15 protein-coding genes and 2 tRNA genes are annotated in these 18,207 nt (G+C 60.8%); 11 read left to right on the top strand and 6 right to left on the bottom strand.

What is annotated here, in order from left to right; all coding sequences use genetic code 11:
* The first annotated feature begins 75 nt into the window (after nucleotides 1-75).
* From NL123_RS05965 to NL123_RS05955, 3 genes are all read left to right on the top strand, one after another.
* Nucleotides 76-774: a response regulator gene (locus NL123_RS05965; RefSeq protein ID WP_494357403.1), complete on the top strand. Its 699-nt coding sequence runs from the start codon at nucleotides 76-78 to the stop codon at nucleotides 772-774.
* On the top strand, nucleotides 764-2,062 hold the full coding sequence (locus tag NL123_RS05960) for an ATP-binding protein (RefSeq protein ID WP_494357402.1): 1,299 nt from the start codon (nucleotides 764-766) through the stop codon (nucleotides 2,060-2,062). The genes NL123_RS05965 and NL123_RS05960 overlap by 11 nt, the downstream gene beginning before the upstream one ends.
* Before the next feature lie 120 nt (nucleotides 2,063-2,182).
* Nucleotides 2,183-2,530 carry a hypothetical protein gene (locus NL123_RS05955; protein ID WP_248484113.1) on the top strand — a complete coding sequence of 116 codons (348 nt, stop codon included), beginning with the start codon at nucleotides 2,183-2,185 and terminating at the stop codon, nucleotides 2,528-2,530.
* Nucleotides 2,531-2,605: 75 nt separating this feature from the next.
* Here the strand turns inward: NL123_RS05955 and groL are convergent, their stop codons facing one another.
* From groL to NL123_RS05930, 5 genes are all read right to left on the bottom strand, one after another.
* Nucleotides 2,606-4,252: a chaperonin GroEL gene (gene groL / locus NL123_RS05950; protein ID WP_248484115.1), complete on the bottom strand. Its 1,647-nt coding sequence runs from the start codon at nucleotides 4,250-4,252 to the stop codon at nucleotides 2,606-2,608.
* 50 nt (nucleotides 4,253-4,302) lie between these two features.
* Nucleotides 4,303-4,599 carry a co-chaperone GroES gene (locus NL123_RS05945; RefSeq protein ID WP_071496483.1) on the bottom strand — a complete coding sequence of 99 codons (297 nt, stop codon included), beginning with the start codon at nucleotides 4,597-4,599 and terminating at the stop codon, nucleotides 4,303-4,305.
* Between the two features lie 247 nt (nucleotides 4,600-4,846).
* Nucleotides 4,847-5,323 carry an FxsA family protein gene (locus NL123_RS05940; protein WP_016975517.1) on the bottom strand — a complete coding sequence of 159 codons (477 nt, stop codon included), beginning with the start codon at nucleotides 5,321-5,323 and terminating at the stop codon, nucleotides 4,847-4,849.
* Between the two features lie 66 nt (nucleotides 5,324-5,389).
* On the bottom strand, nucleotides 5,390-6,121 hold the full coding sequence (locus NL123_RS05935) for a HugZ family pyridoxamine 5'-phosphate oxidase (protein WP_494357401.1): 732 nt from the start codon (nucleotides 6,119-6,121) through the stop codon (nucleotides 5,390-5,392).
* 105 nt (nucleotides 6,122-6,226) lie between these two features.
* A complete protein-coding gene (locus tag NL123_RS05930) occupies nucleotides 6,227-7,234 on the bottom strand; it encodes a DUF481 domain-containing protein (RefSeq protein WP_058423310.1) in 1,008 nt (335 codons plus the stop codon).
* Nucleotides 7,235-7,388: 154 nt separating this feature from the next.
* On the opposite strand from NL123_RS05930, the gene NL123_RS05925 reads away from it, so the two are divergent.
* The 4 genes from NL123_RS05925 to NL123_RS05910 all read left to right on the top strand — a co-directional run bounded on the left by NL123_RS05925 (nucleotide 7,389) and on the right by NL123_RS05910 (nucleotide 12,190).
* Complete coding sequence (locus NL123_RS05925; RefSeq protein ID WP_179028691.1) at nucleotides 7,389-7,742, top strand: MGMT family protein; 354 nt, start codon at nucleotides 7,389-7,391, stop codon at nucleotides 7,740-7,742.
* A gap of 43 nt (nucleotides 7,743-7,785) precedes the next feature.
* Nucleotides 7,786-9,318, top strand: coding sequence for an AmpG family muropeptide MFS transporter (locus NL123_RS05920; protein ID WP_071489296.1), 1,533 nt, complete (start codon nucleotides 7,786-7,788; stop codon nucleotides 9,316-9,318).
* Between the two features lie 182 nt (nucleotides 9,319-9,500).
* Nucleotides 9,501-11,216 (top strand): proline--tRNA ligase, encoded by a 1,716-nt coding sequence (locus NL123_RS05915; protein ID WP_494357400.1) that lies wholly within the window; start codon nucleotides 9,501-9,503, stop codon nucleotides 11,214-11,216.
* A 20-nt stretch (nucleotides 11,217-11,236) separates the two neighbouring features.
* Entirely contained in the window at nucleotides 11,237-12,190 is a 954-nt protein-coding gene (locus NL123_RS05910) for a hypothetical protein (RefSeq protein WP_248484123.1), read from the top strand.
* A gap of 67 nt (nucleotides 12,191-12,257) precedes the next feature.
* Here NL123_RS05910 and dinB read toward each other — a convergent pair whose 3' ends face one another.
* A complete protein-coding gene (dinB, locus tag NL123_RS05905) occupies nucleotides 12,258-13,316 on the bottom strand; it encodes a DNA polymerase IV (protein WP_064054577.1) in 1,059 nt (352 codons plus the stop codon).
* A gap of 279 nt (nucleotides 13,317-13,595) precedes the next feature.
* Here dinB and NL123_RS05900 point away from each other — a divergent pair.
* The 4 genes from NL123_RS05900 (at nucleotide 13,596) to NL123_RS05885 (ending at nucleotide 18,157) form a co-directional block, all read left to right on the top strand.
* Nucleotides 13,596-13,672 (top strand) — tRNA-Met (locus tag NL123_RS05900).
* A gap of 206 nt (nucleotides 13,673-13,878) precedes the next feature.
* Nucleotides 13,879-13,955: transfer RNA gene (locus tag NL123_RS05895), tRNA-Met, on the top strand.
* A 279-nt stretch (nucleotides 13,956-14,234) separates the two neighbouring features.
* A complete protein-coding gene (mprF, locus tag NL123_RS05890; RefSeq protein ID WP_494357399.1) occupies nucleotides 14,235-16,877 on the top strand; it encodes a bifunctional lysylphosphatidylglycerol flippase/synthetase MprF in 2,643 nt (880 codons plus the stop codon).
* Complete coding sequence (locus NL123_RS05885; protein ID WP_494357398.1) at nucleotides 16,877-18,157, top strand: virulence factor family protein; 1,281 nt, start codon at nucleotides 16,877-16,879, stop codon at nucleotides 18,155-18,157. Before mprF ends, NL123_RS05885 begins: the two co-directional genes overlap by 1 nt.
* The last annotated feature ends 50 nt before the right edge of the window (nucleotides 18,158-18,207 follow it).

Below are 18,207 nucleotides of genomic sequence, written 5' to 3'. Positions count from 1 at the left end.
CCACACGTGGGCCCTTGCCTCCTGCGGGGCAAGGGCGTAACACTTGCGCCCATTCTCCGGCGACGACGCCCTTTCATGTCCGACACCCTGCTGCTGATCGAAGATGACCGCCCACTGGCCGCCCTGACGGCGGAGTTCCTGCGCGCCGAAGGTTTCAGCGTGGCGGTGGAGCACCGTGGCGACCGGGCCGCCCAGCGTATTCTCGACGAAAAACCGGCGTTGTTGATCCTGGATGTGATGCTACCCGGCATCGACGGTTTTACCCTGTGCCGACAGATCCGCGAGCAGTACCCCGGCCTGATCCTGATGATGACGGCGCTGGACGAAAACGCCGAGCAATTGACGGGGTTCAACGTTGGTGCGGACGATTACGTGGTCAAGCCGGTCAACCCGCTGTTGTTGCTGGCGCGTATCCGCTCGCTGCTGCGTCGCCATCCCCAGGCGCCCCGTGCGTATTACCAGTGGGGCACATTCCGCTTGGACCTCAACAGCCATTTCGCCTGGCTCGACGAGGTGCCTTTGCAGTTCTCGGTGGCCGAGTTCGAGTTGCTTGCGATCTTTGCCCGCCACTGCGGGGTGTTGCTGACCCGGGAAAAACTCCTGCAAAGCCTGCGCGGCCTGGAGTACGACGGGCTCAATCGCTCGGTGGACATGCGCGTGTCACGCCTGCGCAAAAAGCTGATGAGCCTGGGGTGCCCGGTGACGATCCAGACCATCACCGCCCAGGGCTACCTGTTTGTCGAAACACCGCAAGAGGCCCGGCATGTTCTCTAGAGTGCGACCCTGGATGGCGATTCTCGCAGGCACCGGCTGGGGCGCGTTGACCCTGTATTTGCTGTGGCTGTGCGCCAATGCCTCGGTATTTGTCGGCGAATACAGCTTTTTGCGCTTGATGGCCGGGCCGGGCTATCTGGTGGCAGAGCAACTCAAGGCCCTGCCGGCCGACCAGCGTGAAGCCCGTATGGAGGTACTGCGCGCGCGCTTCCAGTACCCGATCCGCCTCGTCACCCTGGGCGAGGTCGAACTGCCGCCCGAAGCCCTGATCATGCTGCAACACCAGCAACCGGCACAGAGCAGCGATGAAGACATCACCTATTTCCCATTCGATGACAAAACGCTGATCCAATTCGGTCCGATGTGGGGAACCGCCGAGGTCAAGGACCTGCTGCAATTCCCGGTGTATGGGATCACCGCGTGCGTGGCCGGCCTGCCGCTGGTGCTGTGGATGTGGTTCGGTCTGCGCGCACGCCGCCAGCGTAGTGCCGACTTGCAAGCGCTCGATAGCTGCCTGGCTACCCTGGCCCGTACGCCCAATGCGATGCTGCCAGCCATGGGCAAGGAATGGGCGCCCGTGCTGCAGACCTTGCAGCAACATGCCCACGACATCAACGCCATGAGCGAACGTCACCGAGAGGTTTCCCAGGCCGTCTCCCATGAGTTGCGCACGCCGCTGGCACGCATGCGTTTTGCCTTGACCCTGCTGGGCAAAAGCGATGACCCGTCCACGCGCATACGCTTGCAGGAACGCCTGCAAACCGATGTGGAAGAGCTTGAAGCCCTGGTGCGCGCCAGCCTGGCCTTTGCCCGGATGGCCGGCGCGCCCGCCGACCTGCAGCATGAGCCCATCCCTATCCGTGACTGGTTGCATCAGGAGTTTGCCTTGCTCGACGGGCATCAGCGGCGCCTGAGCCTGGACACCGAGCCGGCGGACCTGCAATTGATCGGCGATCGCGCCTTGTTGCATCTGATCGTGCGCAACCTGTTGAGCAACGCCATCACCTACGCCCGCGACCAAGTCAGCGTCAGTGCAGCCCAACAGGATGACCAGCACCTGGTGCTGCATGTGGACGACGACGGCCCGGGCATACTCGCTGAAAACCGCGAAAAGATATTCGAGCCGTTTGTACGATTGGCCATGGGTGGCGATGAACCCGGCGGCTTCGGCCTTGGGCTGGCACTGGCCAGGCGCGCCACCCAATGGCATCGCGGTGAGCTGTCTGTGGCGCGCAGCCCGTTGGGCGGGGCACGCCTGACCCTGATCCTGCCACTGCGCCCCCAGTAACCTTCGTGTTACAGCCTGTGACAGTGAACCGCTGGCATTCTCCGTAATCTCGCCACCTGATCCAGGGTTGCCCCTGCGCCCTGGGTCCCCGTCCTTTGGACCCGGTTGGAGAGCCCGTTCATGCGTCCCCCAAAACAGCATTTACCCACGTTGATGCTATCGCTGTGTATCGTCGCCAGCGCGCTGCTGACCAGCCAAGCGGCTGCCGTGAGCCGCGCAGCGCCTGACTTCACTGGTTCGATCAAGTCGCCCGGCTACGACTCCCACACCCTTAAACTGCTGGGCGAGGTGACCATGTCCAGCCGCTGGCGGCGGCCCATACCCAGGCCACGCACTAAAGCCGCGACTCTGTCTGCCCAAGGGCCGCTCGGCCACACGTCTGCACCGTGGTCCTCTGCACGTGTGCCCTCGGCGCTTGCCAGAGGGATGACCTTCAAGAGGCTGTTGCGACGCGGCGGCATGGGCTGAACGCTCAACCAAGCATAAAAAAACCCCGCCTGCATCACTGCAGGCGGGGTTTTTTATGAGCCGGGTAAGGCTGGCTTACATCATGCCGCCCATGCCACCCATGCCGCCCATGTCTGGCATACCGCCGCCAGCTGCGCCTTCAGCCTTAGGCTTGTCGGCAATTGCAGCTTCGGTGGTCAGGATCAGACCGCCGATGGAAGCTGCAGCTTGCAGCGCGGAACGAGTCACCTTGGTTGGGTCCAGGATGCCCATTTCGATCATGTCGCCGTAGACGCCAGTCGCAGCGTTGTAACCGTAGTTACCTTTGCCGTTCTTGACTTCATTGACCACAACGCTTGGCTCGTCGCCGGAGTTGGCAGCGATCTGGCGCAGTGGCGCTTCAACAGCGCGACGCAGCACAGCGATACCGACGTTCTGGTCAGCGTTGTCGCCGGTCAAGTTGGTCAGGGCTTCCAGAGCACGGATCAGCGCAACGCCACCGCCAGGTACCACGCCTTCTTCAACGGCTGCACGGGTTGCGTGCAGGGCGTCTTCAACGCGGGCTTTCTTCTCTTTCATTTCAACTTCGGAACCGGCGCCAACCTTGATCACTGCAACGCCGCCAGACAGCTTGGCCAGACGCTCTTGCAGTTTTTCACGGTCGTAGTCCGAGGAAGTTTCGGCAACCTGGGCACGGATCTGAGTGATGCGCGCCTGGATGTCCTGCTCAACGCCAGCACCGTCAACGATGATGGTGGCTTCCTTGGAGATGGTCACGCGCTTGGCGCTACCCAGGTTTTCCAGGGTGGCGCTTTCCAGGCTCAGGCCGATTTCTTCGGAGATAACGGTACCGCCGGTCAGAACGGCGATGTCCTGCAGCATGGCCTTGCGACGGTCGCCGAAGCCTGGCGCCTTGACGGCTGCGACTTTAACGATGCCACGCATGTTGTTCACAACCAGCGTCGCCAGGGCTTCGCCTTCAACGTCTTCGGAAACGATCAGCAGTGGGCGGCCGGCTTTGGCAACGGCTTCCAGCACTGGCAGCATTTCGCGGATGTTGGAGATTTTCTTGTCGACCAGCAGGATCAGCGGGCTGTCCAGCTCGGCAACCATGGTTTCCGGCTTGTTGACGAAGTACGGAGACAGGTAGCCACGGTCGAACTGCATGCCTTCTACAACCGACAGTTCGTTTTCCAGGCCAGTGCCTTCTTCAACGGTGATCACGCCTTCTTTACCGACTTTTTCCATGGCTTCGGCAATGATGTCGCCGATGGAGCTGTCGGAGTTGGCGGAGATGGTGCCTACCTGAGCGATAGCCTTGGTGTCGGCGCATGGCTTGGACAGGTTTTTCAGCTCAGCAACGATGGCGATGGTCGCCTTGTCGATGCCGCGCTTGAGGTCCATCGGGTTCATGCCGGCAGCAACGGCCTTGTAGCCTTCGTTGACGATCGCCTGGGCCAGGACGGTAGCGGTGGTGGTGCCGTCGCCTGCGTCATCGTTGGCACGGGAGGCAACGTCTTTGACCAGCTGCGCGCCCATGTTTTCGAAACGGTCTTCCAGTTCGATTTCTTTGGCGACGGAAACGCCGTCCTTGGTGATGGTCGGAGCGCCGAAGCTCTTCTCGATGATCACGTTACGGCCTTTCGGGCCCAGGGTCGCTTTTACTGCGTCAGCCAGGATGTTGACACCGGTGAGCATTTTCTTGCGGGCGGAATCGCCAAATTTAACTTCTTTAGCAGCCATGATCGATAATCCTTAAATACTTTGGAGTAACGGGAAAATGAGCGGGGAAATTACGCTTCCAGTACGGCGAGAATCTCGTTCTCAGCCATGACCAGCAGGTCTTCGCCGTCGATTTTCACAGTGTTGCTGCCGGAGTAAGGGCCGAATACAACCTTGTCACCGACTTTAACGGCCAGAGCACGCACTTCACCGTTTTCCAGGGTCTTGCCTGGGCCAGCAGCGACGATCACACCGTGGTTGGCTTTTTCAGCAGCCGAACCTGGCAGAACGATCCCGCCAGCGGTTTTCTTTTCTTCTTCGCTGCGACGGATTACGACGCGGTCGTGCAGAGGACGAAGCTTGCTCATTGTCGATCTCTCCTAATTGTGTTTTTCATCGGCCGGTGTCTGTACCGGCGGGTTGTATTCCGGCTGTGCCGGTCGCGCCTCGCCAAGCAAGACGCGGAAGTCTGTCTGGTGTCGCCACCAGAAACCTTGCGGTGACCGTTACATAAGGGCGCATAAGCTTATTACAAGGGGCCGCGACGGAAATTTTTTGCAGGCGCCGACAGTTGAAAGCAACACGGCACCCGAAGGTGCCGTGCCAATGAAGCGGTTATTTGCTGTCGCGGTGTTCGAACTCGCCTTCGATCACATCCCCTTCACGCCCCAGCGGCTGGCGTGGAGCCGGTCCGCCACGGGGTTGCAGGTCGTCGGCAAAGGCTCGCTGGCGAATCGCCGCCTCTTCGGCGCGCTGGCGCATCTTGCCGGCCAGCAGCTTGCGGGTGAACGGCAGCAACATCACCAGACCCACCACATCGCTGATGAAGCCCGGCAGGATCAACAGGCCACCGGCCAGGGCCATCATCAGGCCTTCAAGCATGGTCTGTGCGGGCAGCTCGCCACGGTTCAGGCTTTCACGGGCACGCAGCGCCGTGGCCAGGCCGGCGACGCGCAGCACCAGCACGCCGAGCATCGAGCCGAGAATGATCAGCAACAGGGCCGGGAAAAACCCGATCGCGCTGCTGACTTGAACGAATACGAACAGCTCCAACACCGGGAACAGCAGAAAGAGCAATAAAAAAGGGCGCATCAAATGGTTCCTCAACGCAAGAATGCCTTGCCAGTCCACCTTAGATGACGTCGCCGTTTCGTGAATTCAAGCGTCAGCAGTGGCTTTTTTCGGCCAGGCCTCGGCATGGGCCAATGAAACCAGGGCTTCGCGTACTTGTGTCGGCGTGTTGCAAGGCTCCGCAAACGGCAACCAATATAAGGAATGGCCGATACGTAAGTGCATGCCTTCGCTGTCGATGCCGGCCAATTGAGCGGGCTCGGAAGTCGGCAAACCGCCGAGATCGACGTAATGGGCAATGGCCTTGGTGTGATCGCTGTTCATGTGTTCGATCATGCTGCGCTCGGCCTTGCCGGCGAACGGATTGGCCAGGTTCAACTGGTCGATCCAGTGAATCGCCCCAAAGCCACCGATGTAACGGTGGCGTACGGGCTTGAGTACCCAGAAGTCGAAGTCGTGGGCCTTGTGGTAGTTGGCGGAGTCCGGGAAGTAGCGGTAGTAACGCTCGGCCGCCGCCTCGATGGCCGCGCCCTCCTCCAGCTTTTCCGCTTCGGCCAGGTAGGTCAGGCGCCCGACGGCCTGCACGTCATCGGCCTCACGCTCACCGACCAGCAACGAACACTTGGGGTCTTTCTGCAGGTTATGGGTGTGCTGTGCGATGCGGCTGATCAGGATCAACGGGCGACCCTGCTCGTCGAGGCAATACGGTACGACCGAGCCGAAAGGGAAGCCAGGCATGGCTTTGGATAAAGTGGAGAGAGCCCCACGGTATTCCTTGAGCAACAGCTCTCGGGCGTTCTTGGCAACCTGTGCGCTCAACGTATGACTCCTCGGGTATTCAGCCGCCCATGGCATATGGGAATGGATCTCAACGCAAGGTAATCATATCCGCAAAGGTTGCCAAGCAGGTTTTGTGCGCCCGTGTTACCAGGCCACACCGAAACCAGCGGTGTAGCGGGTCTTGCTCAGGCTGCTCTCGGAGTCGCCGCTGATGATGTCGCGCTCGGCCTTGAGGTTGAGGGAGGCCCATTCGGTGACTTTGTAGCGCAGGCCCATTTCCGCATCCAGGGAGTAATCCACGGGCCCATCAATCGGCCGGCCCAGTTCACCATTGGTGAAGAACTCAACCGTCTTGCCCACCAGGTAGCGGTTGTAGTTCCACTTCATGGCCACCGAGTAGAAGTTGTCTTTGCCACCCTCGGCATATTCATAGTCAGTGCGGTTGACCAGCGAACCGAGGGAGAACGCGCCCAGTTCATCATCCCAGAACTGGTAGCCGGGGCCGGTGCCGACGGTGCGCTGGCGGGACAGGTCTTCGACCTTGTCGCGCTTGTAGGTCAAGCGTCCCTGCCAGAACCAATGCTCGGTGAGGAAACGGTCCAGGTCGTATTCCAGGGCCCAGTTGTCGGTGGTGGTGACATCGTCCTGGAACTCACGGTTGTATTCGCCCTGGCCGGTGTGGCGCCACTGGCCATGCCGCGCCGTGGTCTTGAAGTCGATGTCGTAGTCGTTGGTGTCTTTTTCGGCGCGCTTGTAGTCCAGCGCCAGGTCGACATTGCCCTTCCACACCAGGTCTTCGATCACCGGCTTGGGCTTGATGATCTGCTGGATGCTTGCCAAGTCCACCGTCTTGGGCGCCTCGCCGTTGGCCAGCACCACCTTGCCATCATCCGCTGCCTTCAGAGACTTGGCCTTCTCGCCGGTGTAGGCGTCCTGTTTGACCAATAATTCCTGGTCGCTCTCCAGGGTTTTCACCTGCTTCCAGTCCACGGGGATGGCACCGGCGTAGTCGGTCTGGATCAGCAATTTGCCGCCATCGAAGACTTTGATCTTGCCGGTCAGGCGGTCACCGTTCTTCAACCAGACGGTGTCGGCCAGCAAGGGCGTGGAGGCGCTGAAAACAGCAAGGCACAGCAGGGTTCTGGACAACATAAGCGGGTATGGGGCTCAAGGTTGGCGAAAAGGAGGCATTATCGTGTTAGATAGCTAGGACTGACTCAAGTATCGGGGTCGAGTTCAATGCTCATCGCCATGTTTACAGACGTTTCTTACAAAAATGCCGACGATTTCAACGGATAGCCGCGCAATGAATCAACCAGCCGAGTCGCCGCAAAGCCCTGCCGAGATGCGCCGTACTGCGCTGTACCTGACCCTGGCACAAGTGCCACCAGGCTGCGTGGTGAGTTACGGCGAGCTGGCTCACCTGGCGGGCCTCGGCCGTGCTGCGCGCTGGGTGGGTCGTACGTTGAGCCAACTGCCTGAAGACACCAGGCTGCCGTGGCACCGTGTGCTGGGTGCCGGTGGTCGGATAAGTCTGCCGGTGGGCAGTGCTTCAGGCGACGAACAACGGGCGCGTTTGCGCGACGAAGGCGTCACGGTCCGCAACAATCGCGTGGATATTCAGCGCCATGGCTGGCGCCCGGTAGAGCACAGCGGTTAGAGTGCGCGCTTTGTTTCCGCAAATCTGAGGCAGACTCCAGCCCATGCCCCGTAAAACCTGGCGCGCCGCGCTCGCTGCCTATGCCAGCCCTTCGACGTTAGTCCTGTTGTTGCTCGGCTTTGCCGCCGGTCTGCCTTACATGTTGGTGTTCTCGACGCTTTCGGTGTGGTTGCGCGAAGCCGGTGTGGCGCGCGAGACCATCGGCTATGCGAGCCTGATCGGTTTGGCGTATGCCTTTAAATGGGTCTGGTCGCCGCTGCTCGACCAATGGCGCCTGCCACTGCTCGGTAAACTCGGACGCCGCCGTTCCTGGCTGGTGCTGGCCCAGTCGCTGGTGATCCTCGGATTGATCGGCATGGGTTTCTGCGACCCACAGAAACACTTGTCCTGGCTGATCGCTATCGCCGTCATCGTCGCCTTCGCCTCCGCCACCCAGGACATCGCGGTGGACGCCTACCGCCTGGAAATCGCCGACGACAGCCGCCAGGCCGCGCTGGCCGCCAGCTACATGTCCGGTTATCGCATCGCCGCCCTGCTGGCTACGGCAGGCGCACTGTTTTTTGCCGAAGGGTTCGGCTCCACCGGTTTCAACTACAAGCACTCGGCCTGGACCGGCACCTACGTGCTGTTCGGCGTACTGATGATTCCGGCGCTGCTGACCACGCTGTTCATGCGCGAACCTGATGTGCCACTGCGCACCCAGTTGCAGGCCGGGCGCTACAGCTTCGTACACCAACTGGCATCGGTGTTTGTGCTGATCGTGCTGCTGGTATCGGTACCGGCGATGTTTACCCAGTTGTTCAACACGGACTTCGGCAGCGTGATATTCCACGGCGTGAGCCTGTGGGACCTGCTGATGGAAGACCGCGCCTTCCTGCGCGCCATCCTCTATATAACCCTCACGTCGCTGTGCCTGTCGGCCATGGGTCGCCGGGGTCTAGCGCCGGTGCTGACACCGGTCAACGACTTCATCCTGCGTTACCGCTGGCAGGCATTGCTGTTGTTGGGGCTGATCGCCACCTACCGCATGTCCGACACCGTGATGGGCGTGATGGCCAACGTGTTCTACATCGACCAGGGCTTCACCAAGGACCAGATCGCCGGCGTCAGCAAGATCTTCGGCCTGATCATGACCCTGCTGGGTGCAGGTATGGGCGGCCTGCTGATTGTGCGCTTCGGTATCCTGCCGATCCTGTTCATCGGCGGCGTGGCGTCGGCTGGCACCAACCTGCTGTTCGTGATGCTCGCCGACATGGGCCCGGACCTGCAGATGCTGATCTTCACCATTTCCCTGGATAACTTCAGCTCAGGGCTGGCGACCTCAGCGTTCGTGGCGTACCTGTCGAGCCTGACCAACCTCAAGTTCTCCGCCACCCAATATGCCCTGCTCAGCTCGATCATGCTGTTGCTGCCGCGCCTTATCGGCGGGTATTCGGGGGTGATGGTGGAGAAGTTCGGGTATCACAATTTCTTCCTGATCACCTGCCTGCTGGGCGTGCCGACGCTGTTCCTGATCGCGTTGCACTGGTTCCAGGAAAATCGGCGGGCGCGGTTGAGTCCGCCGACCGAAGACTGACAATGAGGGAGGGGCTTGCCCCCGATAGCAGGTTGTCAGGCGCTTATGTGTTACTGATCCACCGCTATCGGGGGCAAGCCCCCTCCCACATACCCCTCTGCGTTCTGATGCCTGTACTCCAGCAGCCGGCGCCCGTACAATCCCAAGTCATTTCAAGTCCAAGCAACCGACAACGGCCTACCATGCGTACCAGTCAATATTTGCTCGCCACACAGAAAGAAACGCCTTCCGACGCGGTCGTGATCAGCCACCAGCTGATGCTGCGCGCCGGCATGATCCGCAAACTGGCCTCCGGCCTCTACACCTGGCTGCCCATGGGCTTGAAGGTGATGCGCAAGGTCGAAGCCATCGTTCGTGAAGAAATGAACGCCGCCGGCTCTCTGGAAGTGTTGATGCCGAGCACCCAACCGGCTGAACTGTGGCAGGAATCCGGGCGCTGGGAAGAGTACGGGCCTGAGTTGCTGCGCTTCAAGGATCGCCATGGCCGCGATTTCTGCGCCGGCCCGACCCACGAAGAAGTGATCACCGACCTGATGCGCAACGAGCTGAGCAGCTACAAGCAGCTGCCGCTGAACCTGTATCAGATCCAGACCAAGTTCCGTGACGAAATCCGCCCACGCTTCGGCTTGATGCGCGGCCGCGAATTCATCATGAAGGATGCCTATTCGTTCCACGCTGACCAAGCGTCCTTGCAGGTCACCTACGACCGTATGCACCAGGCCTACTGCAACGTGTTCACGCGCCTGGGCTTGAAGTTCCGCCCGGTTGAAGCCGACAACGGCTCCATCGGCGGCGCCGGCTCCCACGAATTCCACGTGCTGGCCGAGTCCGGCGAAGACGACATCGTGTTCAGCAACGGTTCCGACTACGCGGCGAACATCGAGAAAGCCGAAGCCGTGCCACGGGAAACTTCCCGTCCAGCCCCGGCCGAAGAGCTGCGTCTGGTGGACACGCCGGATACCAAGACCATCGCGGCCCTGGTGGAAAAATTCAATCTGCCGATTGAAAAGACCATCAAGACCCTGATCGTGCGTGCCGAGGAAGAAGGCAAGCTGATTGCCCTGGTGATCCGTGGCGATCACGAGCTCAACGAAATCAAGGCGGCCCAGCAACCTGGCGTGGCCAGCCCGCTGGTCATGGCCACCGACGCCGAACTGCGCGACGCCATTGGCGCCGGTGCCGGTTCGCTCGGCCCGCTGAACCTGCCGCTGCCGATCATCATCGACCGTTCGGTGGAGCTGATGAGCGACTTCGGGATCGGCGCCAACATCGACGACAAACACTACTTCGGCGTGAACTGGGAACGTGACCTGCCGGTGCCGACCGTGGCCGACCTGCGTAACGTGGTAGCTGGCGACCCAAGCCCGGACGGCAAGGGCACCCTGGAAATCAAGCGCGGGATCGAAGTCGGGCACATCTTCCAGCTGGGCAACAAGTACAGCAAGGCGATGAAGTGCGAAGTGCTGGGCGAGAACGGCAAGCCGATCACCCTGGACATGGGCTGCTACGGCATTGGCGTATCCCGCGTGGTTGCCGCTGCCATCGAGCAGAACAACGATGAGAAAGGCATCATCTGGAGTGACGCCCTGGCGCCGTTCCAGGTCGCCCTGGTGCCGCTGCGTTATGAAACCGAGCAAGTGCGCGAAGCCACCGACAAGCTGTATGCCGAATTGACGGCTGCTGGTTTTGAAGTGCTGCTGGATGACCGGGACAAGAAAACCAGCCCGGGCATCAAGTTCGCCGACATGGAACTGATTGGCATCCCGCACCGGATCGTGGTCAGTGACCGCGGCCTGGCGGATGGCAATCTGGAATACAAGAGCCGGACCGAAGCCGAAGCCCAACCGTTGCCGGTGGCTGACGTGCTGTCTTTCCTTCAGGCGCGTATTCGTCGCTGAAAACCAGATCAAGAGAAGTCATGTTCAAGCGAAACACCAGAGCCCTGGGGGGCGCCGCCTTGTGCGGCGCCCTGCTGGTCAGCGGCTGCGCCAACCAGATGTCGCAACGCAGTGAGCACGAAGAGCGAGTCGAGCGTAAGTTGCTCGACCACAGCCTGCAGATCGATGTAGGCGAGCCCAAAGTGCTGGAGCTGCCGCAACGCCGGGTTCGCATTCACGAGCAGAAGACCTTCGAGGTCACCGAGTTCGAAGTCACCCGTCGTTACGACCGCTATACCCCTTACCAACCCTGGCGCAAGCTCTACGAGATGCCCTTGGGTGCGGTTGCCCTGGTGGCGGGCGCGGGTGCCAACGTGGCGAATATCTTCGCCCTCGGCCACCTGCCGACCAGCATGACCCATGACTGGCTGACCTATGGCGTGGACGGCCTCAACCCGTTCATGAACGTGCAATCCCACGGCCGTGCACAACAGAACCTGGCGGGTATCGATGAAGTCCAGCGCGACAAGCGCGTGGAGTATTCGAGCCTGCCCTGGAGCGAGCGCCCGGTGCAGGTCACCGCCGGCAAGCAGACCCATGAGCTGACCACCGACCGCAACGGCGTCCTGCGCCTGAACCTGTTGGACAGCCCATTTGCCGAGCAGGACCTAAACCGCGTCACCACCTTGAAGATCAGCGTGGAAGATGGCCAGGACGATGTGCATTCGGACTCGACCCTGGCGATCAGCAACACCCTGCGCGGCAAGTTGCTCGAAGCCCACGGTTTGATCTACGACGATCTGGAAGACGATGAAGTCAGCCAGTGGGTGCACCGGGTCAAGCGCTTGTCGGAGCTGGGCCTGGAAGAAGAGGCCAGTGAGCTGGAGCAAAGCCTGATCGAACTGACGCGCAATGATCCCGAGTTGCAGCAAGAGTTTCTGCAGGCGCTGACCAAGGATGCGGGGCGGCTAGTCGCAGATCCCGGCGCACGCTGAGCCCCTCAAATTGTTGCCGGTCAAATGTGTTAGGGGGCAAGCCCCCTCCCACATTTGCTCCCGATTTTTACCAGGAAAATTCGAGCTGCTCGTTGCCATTGCTCAGGTCCAACAACCGCACACCAATCCCCAACAAGCGCACCGGCTTGCCTCCGCGGTTGAACGCCTGCGTCAGCAGCTGTTGATAACTCTCCAGATCCCGCCCTGCCCCAGCCTGTTCCAGTGTGGTCTGGGTAAAGTCATGAAACTTCACCTTCACGAACGGCTTGCCCGCCCTGTAACTGCTATCGATGCGCGCCATGCGCCCGGCCAGGGTTTCCATCAGTTCGGGAAGTTTGGCCAGGCAGCTTGAGAGGTCCGGCAGGTCCACGTCATAGGTATTTTCCACACTGATCGATTGTCGGCGACTGTCGTTCTGCACCACACGGTCATCAATCCCACGCGCCAGGCTCCACAGCCGCTCGCCAAAACTGCCGAATTCGCGCACCAGCGCCAGCTTGTTCCACTCGCGCAGTTGCAGGCAGTCTTCGATGCCCAGGCGTGCCAGTTTATCGGCCGTGACCTTGCCCACACCGTGCAACTTGCTGACCCGCAACTGTGAGACAAAGTCTTCGACCTGGTCCGGGGTAATCACAAACAGGCCGTTGGGTTTCTTCCAGTCGCTGGCGATCTTGGCCAGGAACTTGTTCGGCGCCACGCCTGCGGACACGGTGATGTGCAGTTGGTTGGAGACACGGCGACGAATGTCCTGGGCGATGCGCGTGGCGCTGCCGCCAAAGTGCGGGCTGTCGGACACATCCAGGTAAGCCTCATCCAGCGACAGCGGCTCGATCAGGTCGGTGTAGTCGCGAAAGATCGTCTGGATTTCCTTCGAGGCTTCCTTGTAGGCGTCCATGCGTGGCTTGACGATGGTCAGGTCCGGGCACAGCTTCAAGGCATGCCGCGACGACATGGCCGAGCGCACGCCATAGGCGCGCGCCTCGTAGTTGCAGGTGGCAATCACGCCGCGCCGGTCCGCCGAGCCGCCCACCGCCAGCGGTTTTTGCGCCAGGCTCGGGTCATCGCGCATCTCGATGGCGGCGTAGAAGCAATCACAGTCGACGTGGATGATTTTGCGCTGCGTCATATAAACGGGGTGTGTACCTACGGGTGGCCAGTATCGCACTCACACCTGTATATAGCACCAGTAGTTTGAATCTTCCGCTTAAGCGGTAGGAAAATTCCAGGATGAATTTATTTTCTCAATCGGATTTGACCTTCCGATAGAGCTGAAAGCCTCGGCCAGACTGGGCCCGCGGGGTATCAAGGGGCCTTTATGGAGAGCTAAGCGATTGAACCACAAGCGCTTTTCTTTAATTCACAGGTTGACACACCGGCGTTCCTCTGTAGAATGCCGACACACAGACGCGGGATGGAGCAGTCTGGTAGCTCGTCGGGCTCATAACCCGAAGGTCGTCGGTTCAAATCCGGCTCCCGCAACCAAACATCAAAAAAGGCTACTCGAAAGAGTGGCCTTTTTTGTGCGTGCCTGTTTTGTCCTGTACGAAAATTGTAAGACAAAAAAATCTTTGCCCTTCGCGCACTTACGGTGCATGGCCGACATTCAACGGCTAATTCACACTTATTTGACCCATCGGCTCATTAACGGTTGACACCTCGGCGCTGAACTGTAGAATGCCGCCCACAGACGCGGGATGGAGCAGTCTGGTAGCTCGTCGGGCTCATAACCCGAAGGTCGTCGGTTCAAATCCGGCTCCCGCAACCAAACATCAAAAAAGGCTACTCGAAAGAGTGGCCTTTTTTGTATCTGGTGAAAAAGTTCTTCTGAAACAATGGCATGGCATCTTTCATGAAACCGCACGCGGTTTGTAGAGTCCATCTCATTGCAAGCTATGCTCAATGCTCAAGCGCTGCCCTCTACGACCAATGGCCGCAGTCGCCGCCCCCGGCGATACGCGTTAATATTTGTAATTATTTTGTCCATAGGGATTGGTAACTTGGCTGGATACCTCCATCCTGTCGCGCACAATCCACGAGGTGATTGATGCGCGCCAACTCGTCTGAACCACAAGACACCGTCACAGCAGAACAACCGATCACACCCACCCGCTTGCGCTGGCTGGATCTGGTGAGCAAGTACCGGCAACCTATCGGGCTGGCCGTCACCTTATTGCTGTTTGCCATTGCCCTGATCGCCTGCCGCCACCTGCTGCTGGAGCTGGACCTCTACGCCCTCCACGACTCGATCCTGGAAGTGCCCAAGCCGGCCCTGCTCGGTGCGTTTGCCGCAGCCGTTGCCGGTTTTGTCATTCTATTAGGCTATGAATTCTCCGGCGCCCGCTATGCCGGCGTAAACCTGCCCGCCAAGACCCTGGCCCTTGGCGGCTTTACCGCATTCGCCATCGGCAATGCCATTGGCCTGTCGATGCTTTCCGGCGGATCGGTACGCTACCGTTTATATGCACGCCATGGCATCGGTGCATCCGAAGTCGCCCATATGACCGTGTTCGCCAGCCTGGCGCTGGGCACTGCCCTGCCGCCACTGGCTGCATTGGCAACACTGAGCAACCTGCCCGCCGCATCGACCTACCTGCATTTACCGCAAGCGGTGCTGGGCGGTATTGCCGGCGCGGTGCTGCTGTTGTCGGCGGTGTTGTGCATCGGCATTTATCGCCGTCGCCTGCCGGAGCAACCCTACCCGGACAACCTGTTGGTCAAAGCCGGCCGCCGCACCTTGCGCCTGCCGGGCCGTCGCCTGACCTTCCTGCAACTGATCATTACCGCACTGGACGTTGCCGCCGCCGCTACCGTCCTTTATATGCTGTTGCCCGAGGCTCCGCCCTTCGGCCCCTTCCTGCTCGTGTACCTGCTGGCGCTGGCCGCCGGTGTACTCAGCCATGTACCGGGCGGTGTGGGTGTATTCGAAGCGATCCTGCTGGCAGCCTTCGCCGACAAACTGGGCGCCGCGCCACTGGCCGCCGCCCTGCTGCTGTACCGCATGATCTACGTGGTGCTGCCCCTGCTGATCGCCTGCGTGTTCCTGCTGGTCAACGAAGCGCAGCGCCTGTTCCAGACCCAGCAAAGCCTGCGGGTCGCCTCGGGGCTGGCGGCGCCAGTACTGGCCGTCCTGGTTTTTCTGTCCGGCGTGGTCCTGCTGTTCTCTGGCGCCACGCCCGAAATCGACTCGCGCCTGGAAAACATCGGCTTCCTGATTCCCCACCGCCTGATTGACGCCTCGCACTTTGGCGCCAGCCTGATCGGCGTGTTGTGCCTGCTGCTGGCCCAAGGCCTGCGTCGACGCCTGTCCGCCGCCTGGATGCTGACCATGGTGCTCTTGCTGGCGGGCGCCCTGCTCTCGCTGCTCAAAGGCTTCGACTGGGAAGAAGCCAGCCTGATGACCATGACCGCGATCCTGCTGGCGATCTTCCGACGCTCGTTCTATCGCGCCAGCCGCCTTACCGAGCTGCCGTTCTCGCCGCTGTACCTGGTGGCCAGTGTCTGCGTGCTCGGGGCGTCGATCTGGCTGTTGCTGTTCGCCTATCAGGACGTACCGTACAGCCACCAGCTGTGGTGGCAGTTCACCCTGGACGCCAACGCCCCCCGTGGCCTGCGCTCGTTGCTCGGCGCTGCCGTGTTGCTGGTGATCGTGTCGCTGACCTGGCTGCTGCGTACCGCGCGCCCGGTGATCCATTTGCCGACACCCGATGAACTGGAGCGCGCCAGCAAAATCCTGATGGCCTCTTCACAGCCCGACGGCGGCCTGTCGCTCACCGGCGACAAGGCTCTGCTGTTCCACCCCAACGACGAAGCCTTCCTGATGTACGCCCGTCGCGGACGCAGCCTGGTGGCCTTGTACGACCCGATCGGGCCAACCCAGCCACGGGCCGAGATGATCTGGCAATTTCGCGACCTGTGCGACATCCACCACGCCCGCCCGGTGTTCTACCAGGTGCGTGCGGAGAACCTGCCGTACTACATGGACATCGGCCTCACCGCGATCAAGCTGGGCGAAGAAGCCCGCGTCGACCTGAAACGCTTTGACCTGGAAGCCAAGGGCAAAGAGATGAAGGACCTGCGCTACACCTGGAACCGTGGCTCGCGGGACGGCCTGTCCCTGGAGATCTGCGAACCGGGCACCGCGCCGATGGACGAGCTCAAGGTGATCTCCGATGCCTGGCTGACCGGCAAGAACGTGCGGGAAAAGGGCTTTTCCCTGGGACGCTTCAGCGACGACTACCTCAAGCACTTCCGCATAGCGATCATTCGCTTCGAAGGGCGCCCGGTGGCCTTCGCCAACCTGCTCGAGACCTACAACCATGACCTGGCCAGTCTCGACCTGATGCGCGCCCACCCGGACGCGCCCAAGCTGACCATGGAATTCATGATGGTCGGCCTGATTCAACATTATAAGAGTCACGGCTACGCCCGCTTCAGCCTCGGCATGGTGCCGTTGTCGGGCCTGCAACCACGACGCGGCGCACCGCTGACCCAACGCCTGGGCTCGATGGTGTTCCGCCGTGGCGAGCAACTGTATAACTTCCAAGGTTTGCGCCGCTTCAAAGACAAGTTCCAGCCTGACTGGGAACCCCGTTACATGGCCGTGCCCGCAGGACTTGATCCGCTGGTGGCACTGGCCGATACCGCCGCCCTGATCGCGGGCGGCTTGACTGGATTGGTGAAACGCTGATGATTCGACGCTCCTGGCGGTATGTATTGGCCTTTGTAGTGCTGCTCGCCCTGTTCCTGGGTGGCGGCTATTGGTACTGGAACCGCCCTGCCCCACAACCGGTGCTGGAGCAACTGCCCCAGGCCGACGGTTCGGTCATGACCCGCGTGACCCCCAACGGCACGCCAAAAGCCCGCGTGGCCGTGGCCGTAATGGCCGATGAAACCCTGACCGACAGCCAGTTGATTGCCCTGAGCCAAGGCGGCAAGGCGCAGATTGTCCAGGTGGTCCTGCCCAAGGATGACTGCAAGCTGCAGGAACAAGCGCTGCAAGGCGCCCTGGCCCAGCTCAAGGGCCCGGCCACACTGGTCAGCGGCATCGGCCCTGGCGCTGCCCTCGCCTGGCGCTGGCTGGCCACCCAGAACGACGACAAGGCCAACGCCATCTCCGTCGGCTTCGCCCTGATGCAGGAAGGCTGCAAGGACCCACTGCCGAAGACAGCCGCCCACGGCAACTGGCTGGTGGCCTGGAACGACAACCCTGACGATGAAAGCGCCAGTTTCGTACGCGACACACCGCGCGCCACCACCAGCATCAGTGACTACGACATTCATTACCCGCAAGTGCTGAACAACGAGTTGCGCAAGCAACTGGTGGGCTCGGACAACGGCGGCCTGGCGATTCCGGTGGTTGAAGTACCGGCCGGCCAGGCCAAGGATACTGTCACCCTGTTCCTGTCCGGCGACGGCGGCTGGCGCGACCTCGACCGTGACGTGGCTGGCGAGATGGCCAAGATCGGCTACCCGGTGGTGGGCATCGACACGCTGCGCTACTACTGGCAGCACAAGACCCCGGAACAAAGCGCCAAGGACCTTACCGAGTTGATGCAGCACTACCGTCAGAAATGGGGCACCAAGCGCTTCGTACTGACCGGCTATTCGTTCGGTGCCGATGTACTGCCGGCCATCTACAACCGCCTGCCGGAGAACGAGCAGCAGCGTGTGGACGCAATCATCCTGCTGGCGTTTGCGCGTACGGGCAGCTTCGAGATTGAAGTGGAAGGTTGGCTGGGCAATGCCGGCAAAGAAGCCGCCACAGGCCCGGAAATGGCCAAGCTGCCGGCTGACAAAGTGGTGTGCATCTACGGCGCCGAAGAAGTCGACGAGAGTGGCTGCACGGACAAGACGGCTGTAGGTGAAGCCATCAAGCTGCCAGGTGGGCATCACTTCGATGAGAACTACCCGGCGCTGGCCAAGCGGTTGGTGGATATCATCGTCAAACACCAAACCAAAACCGAATAAGCCCGAGCCTTACACAAATCAAAATGTGGGAGGGGGTTTGCCCCCTCCCA

The sequence above is a fragment of the Pseudomonas sp. FBCC-B1565 genome, assembly GCF_059133265.1.
This window is presented reverse-complemented; position numbering and strand designations above follow the sequence as displayed.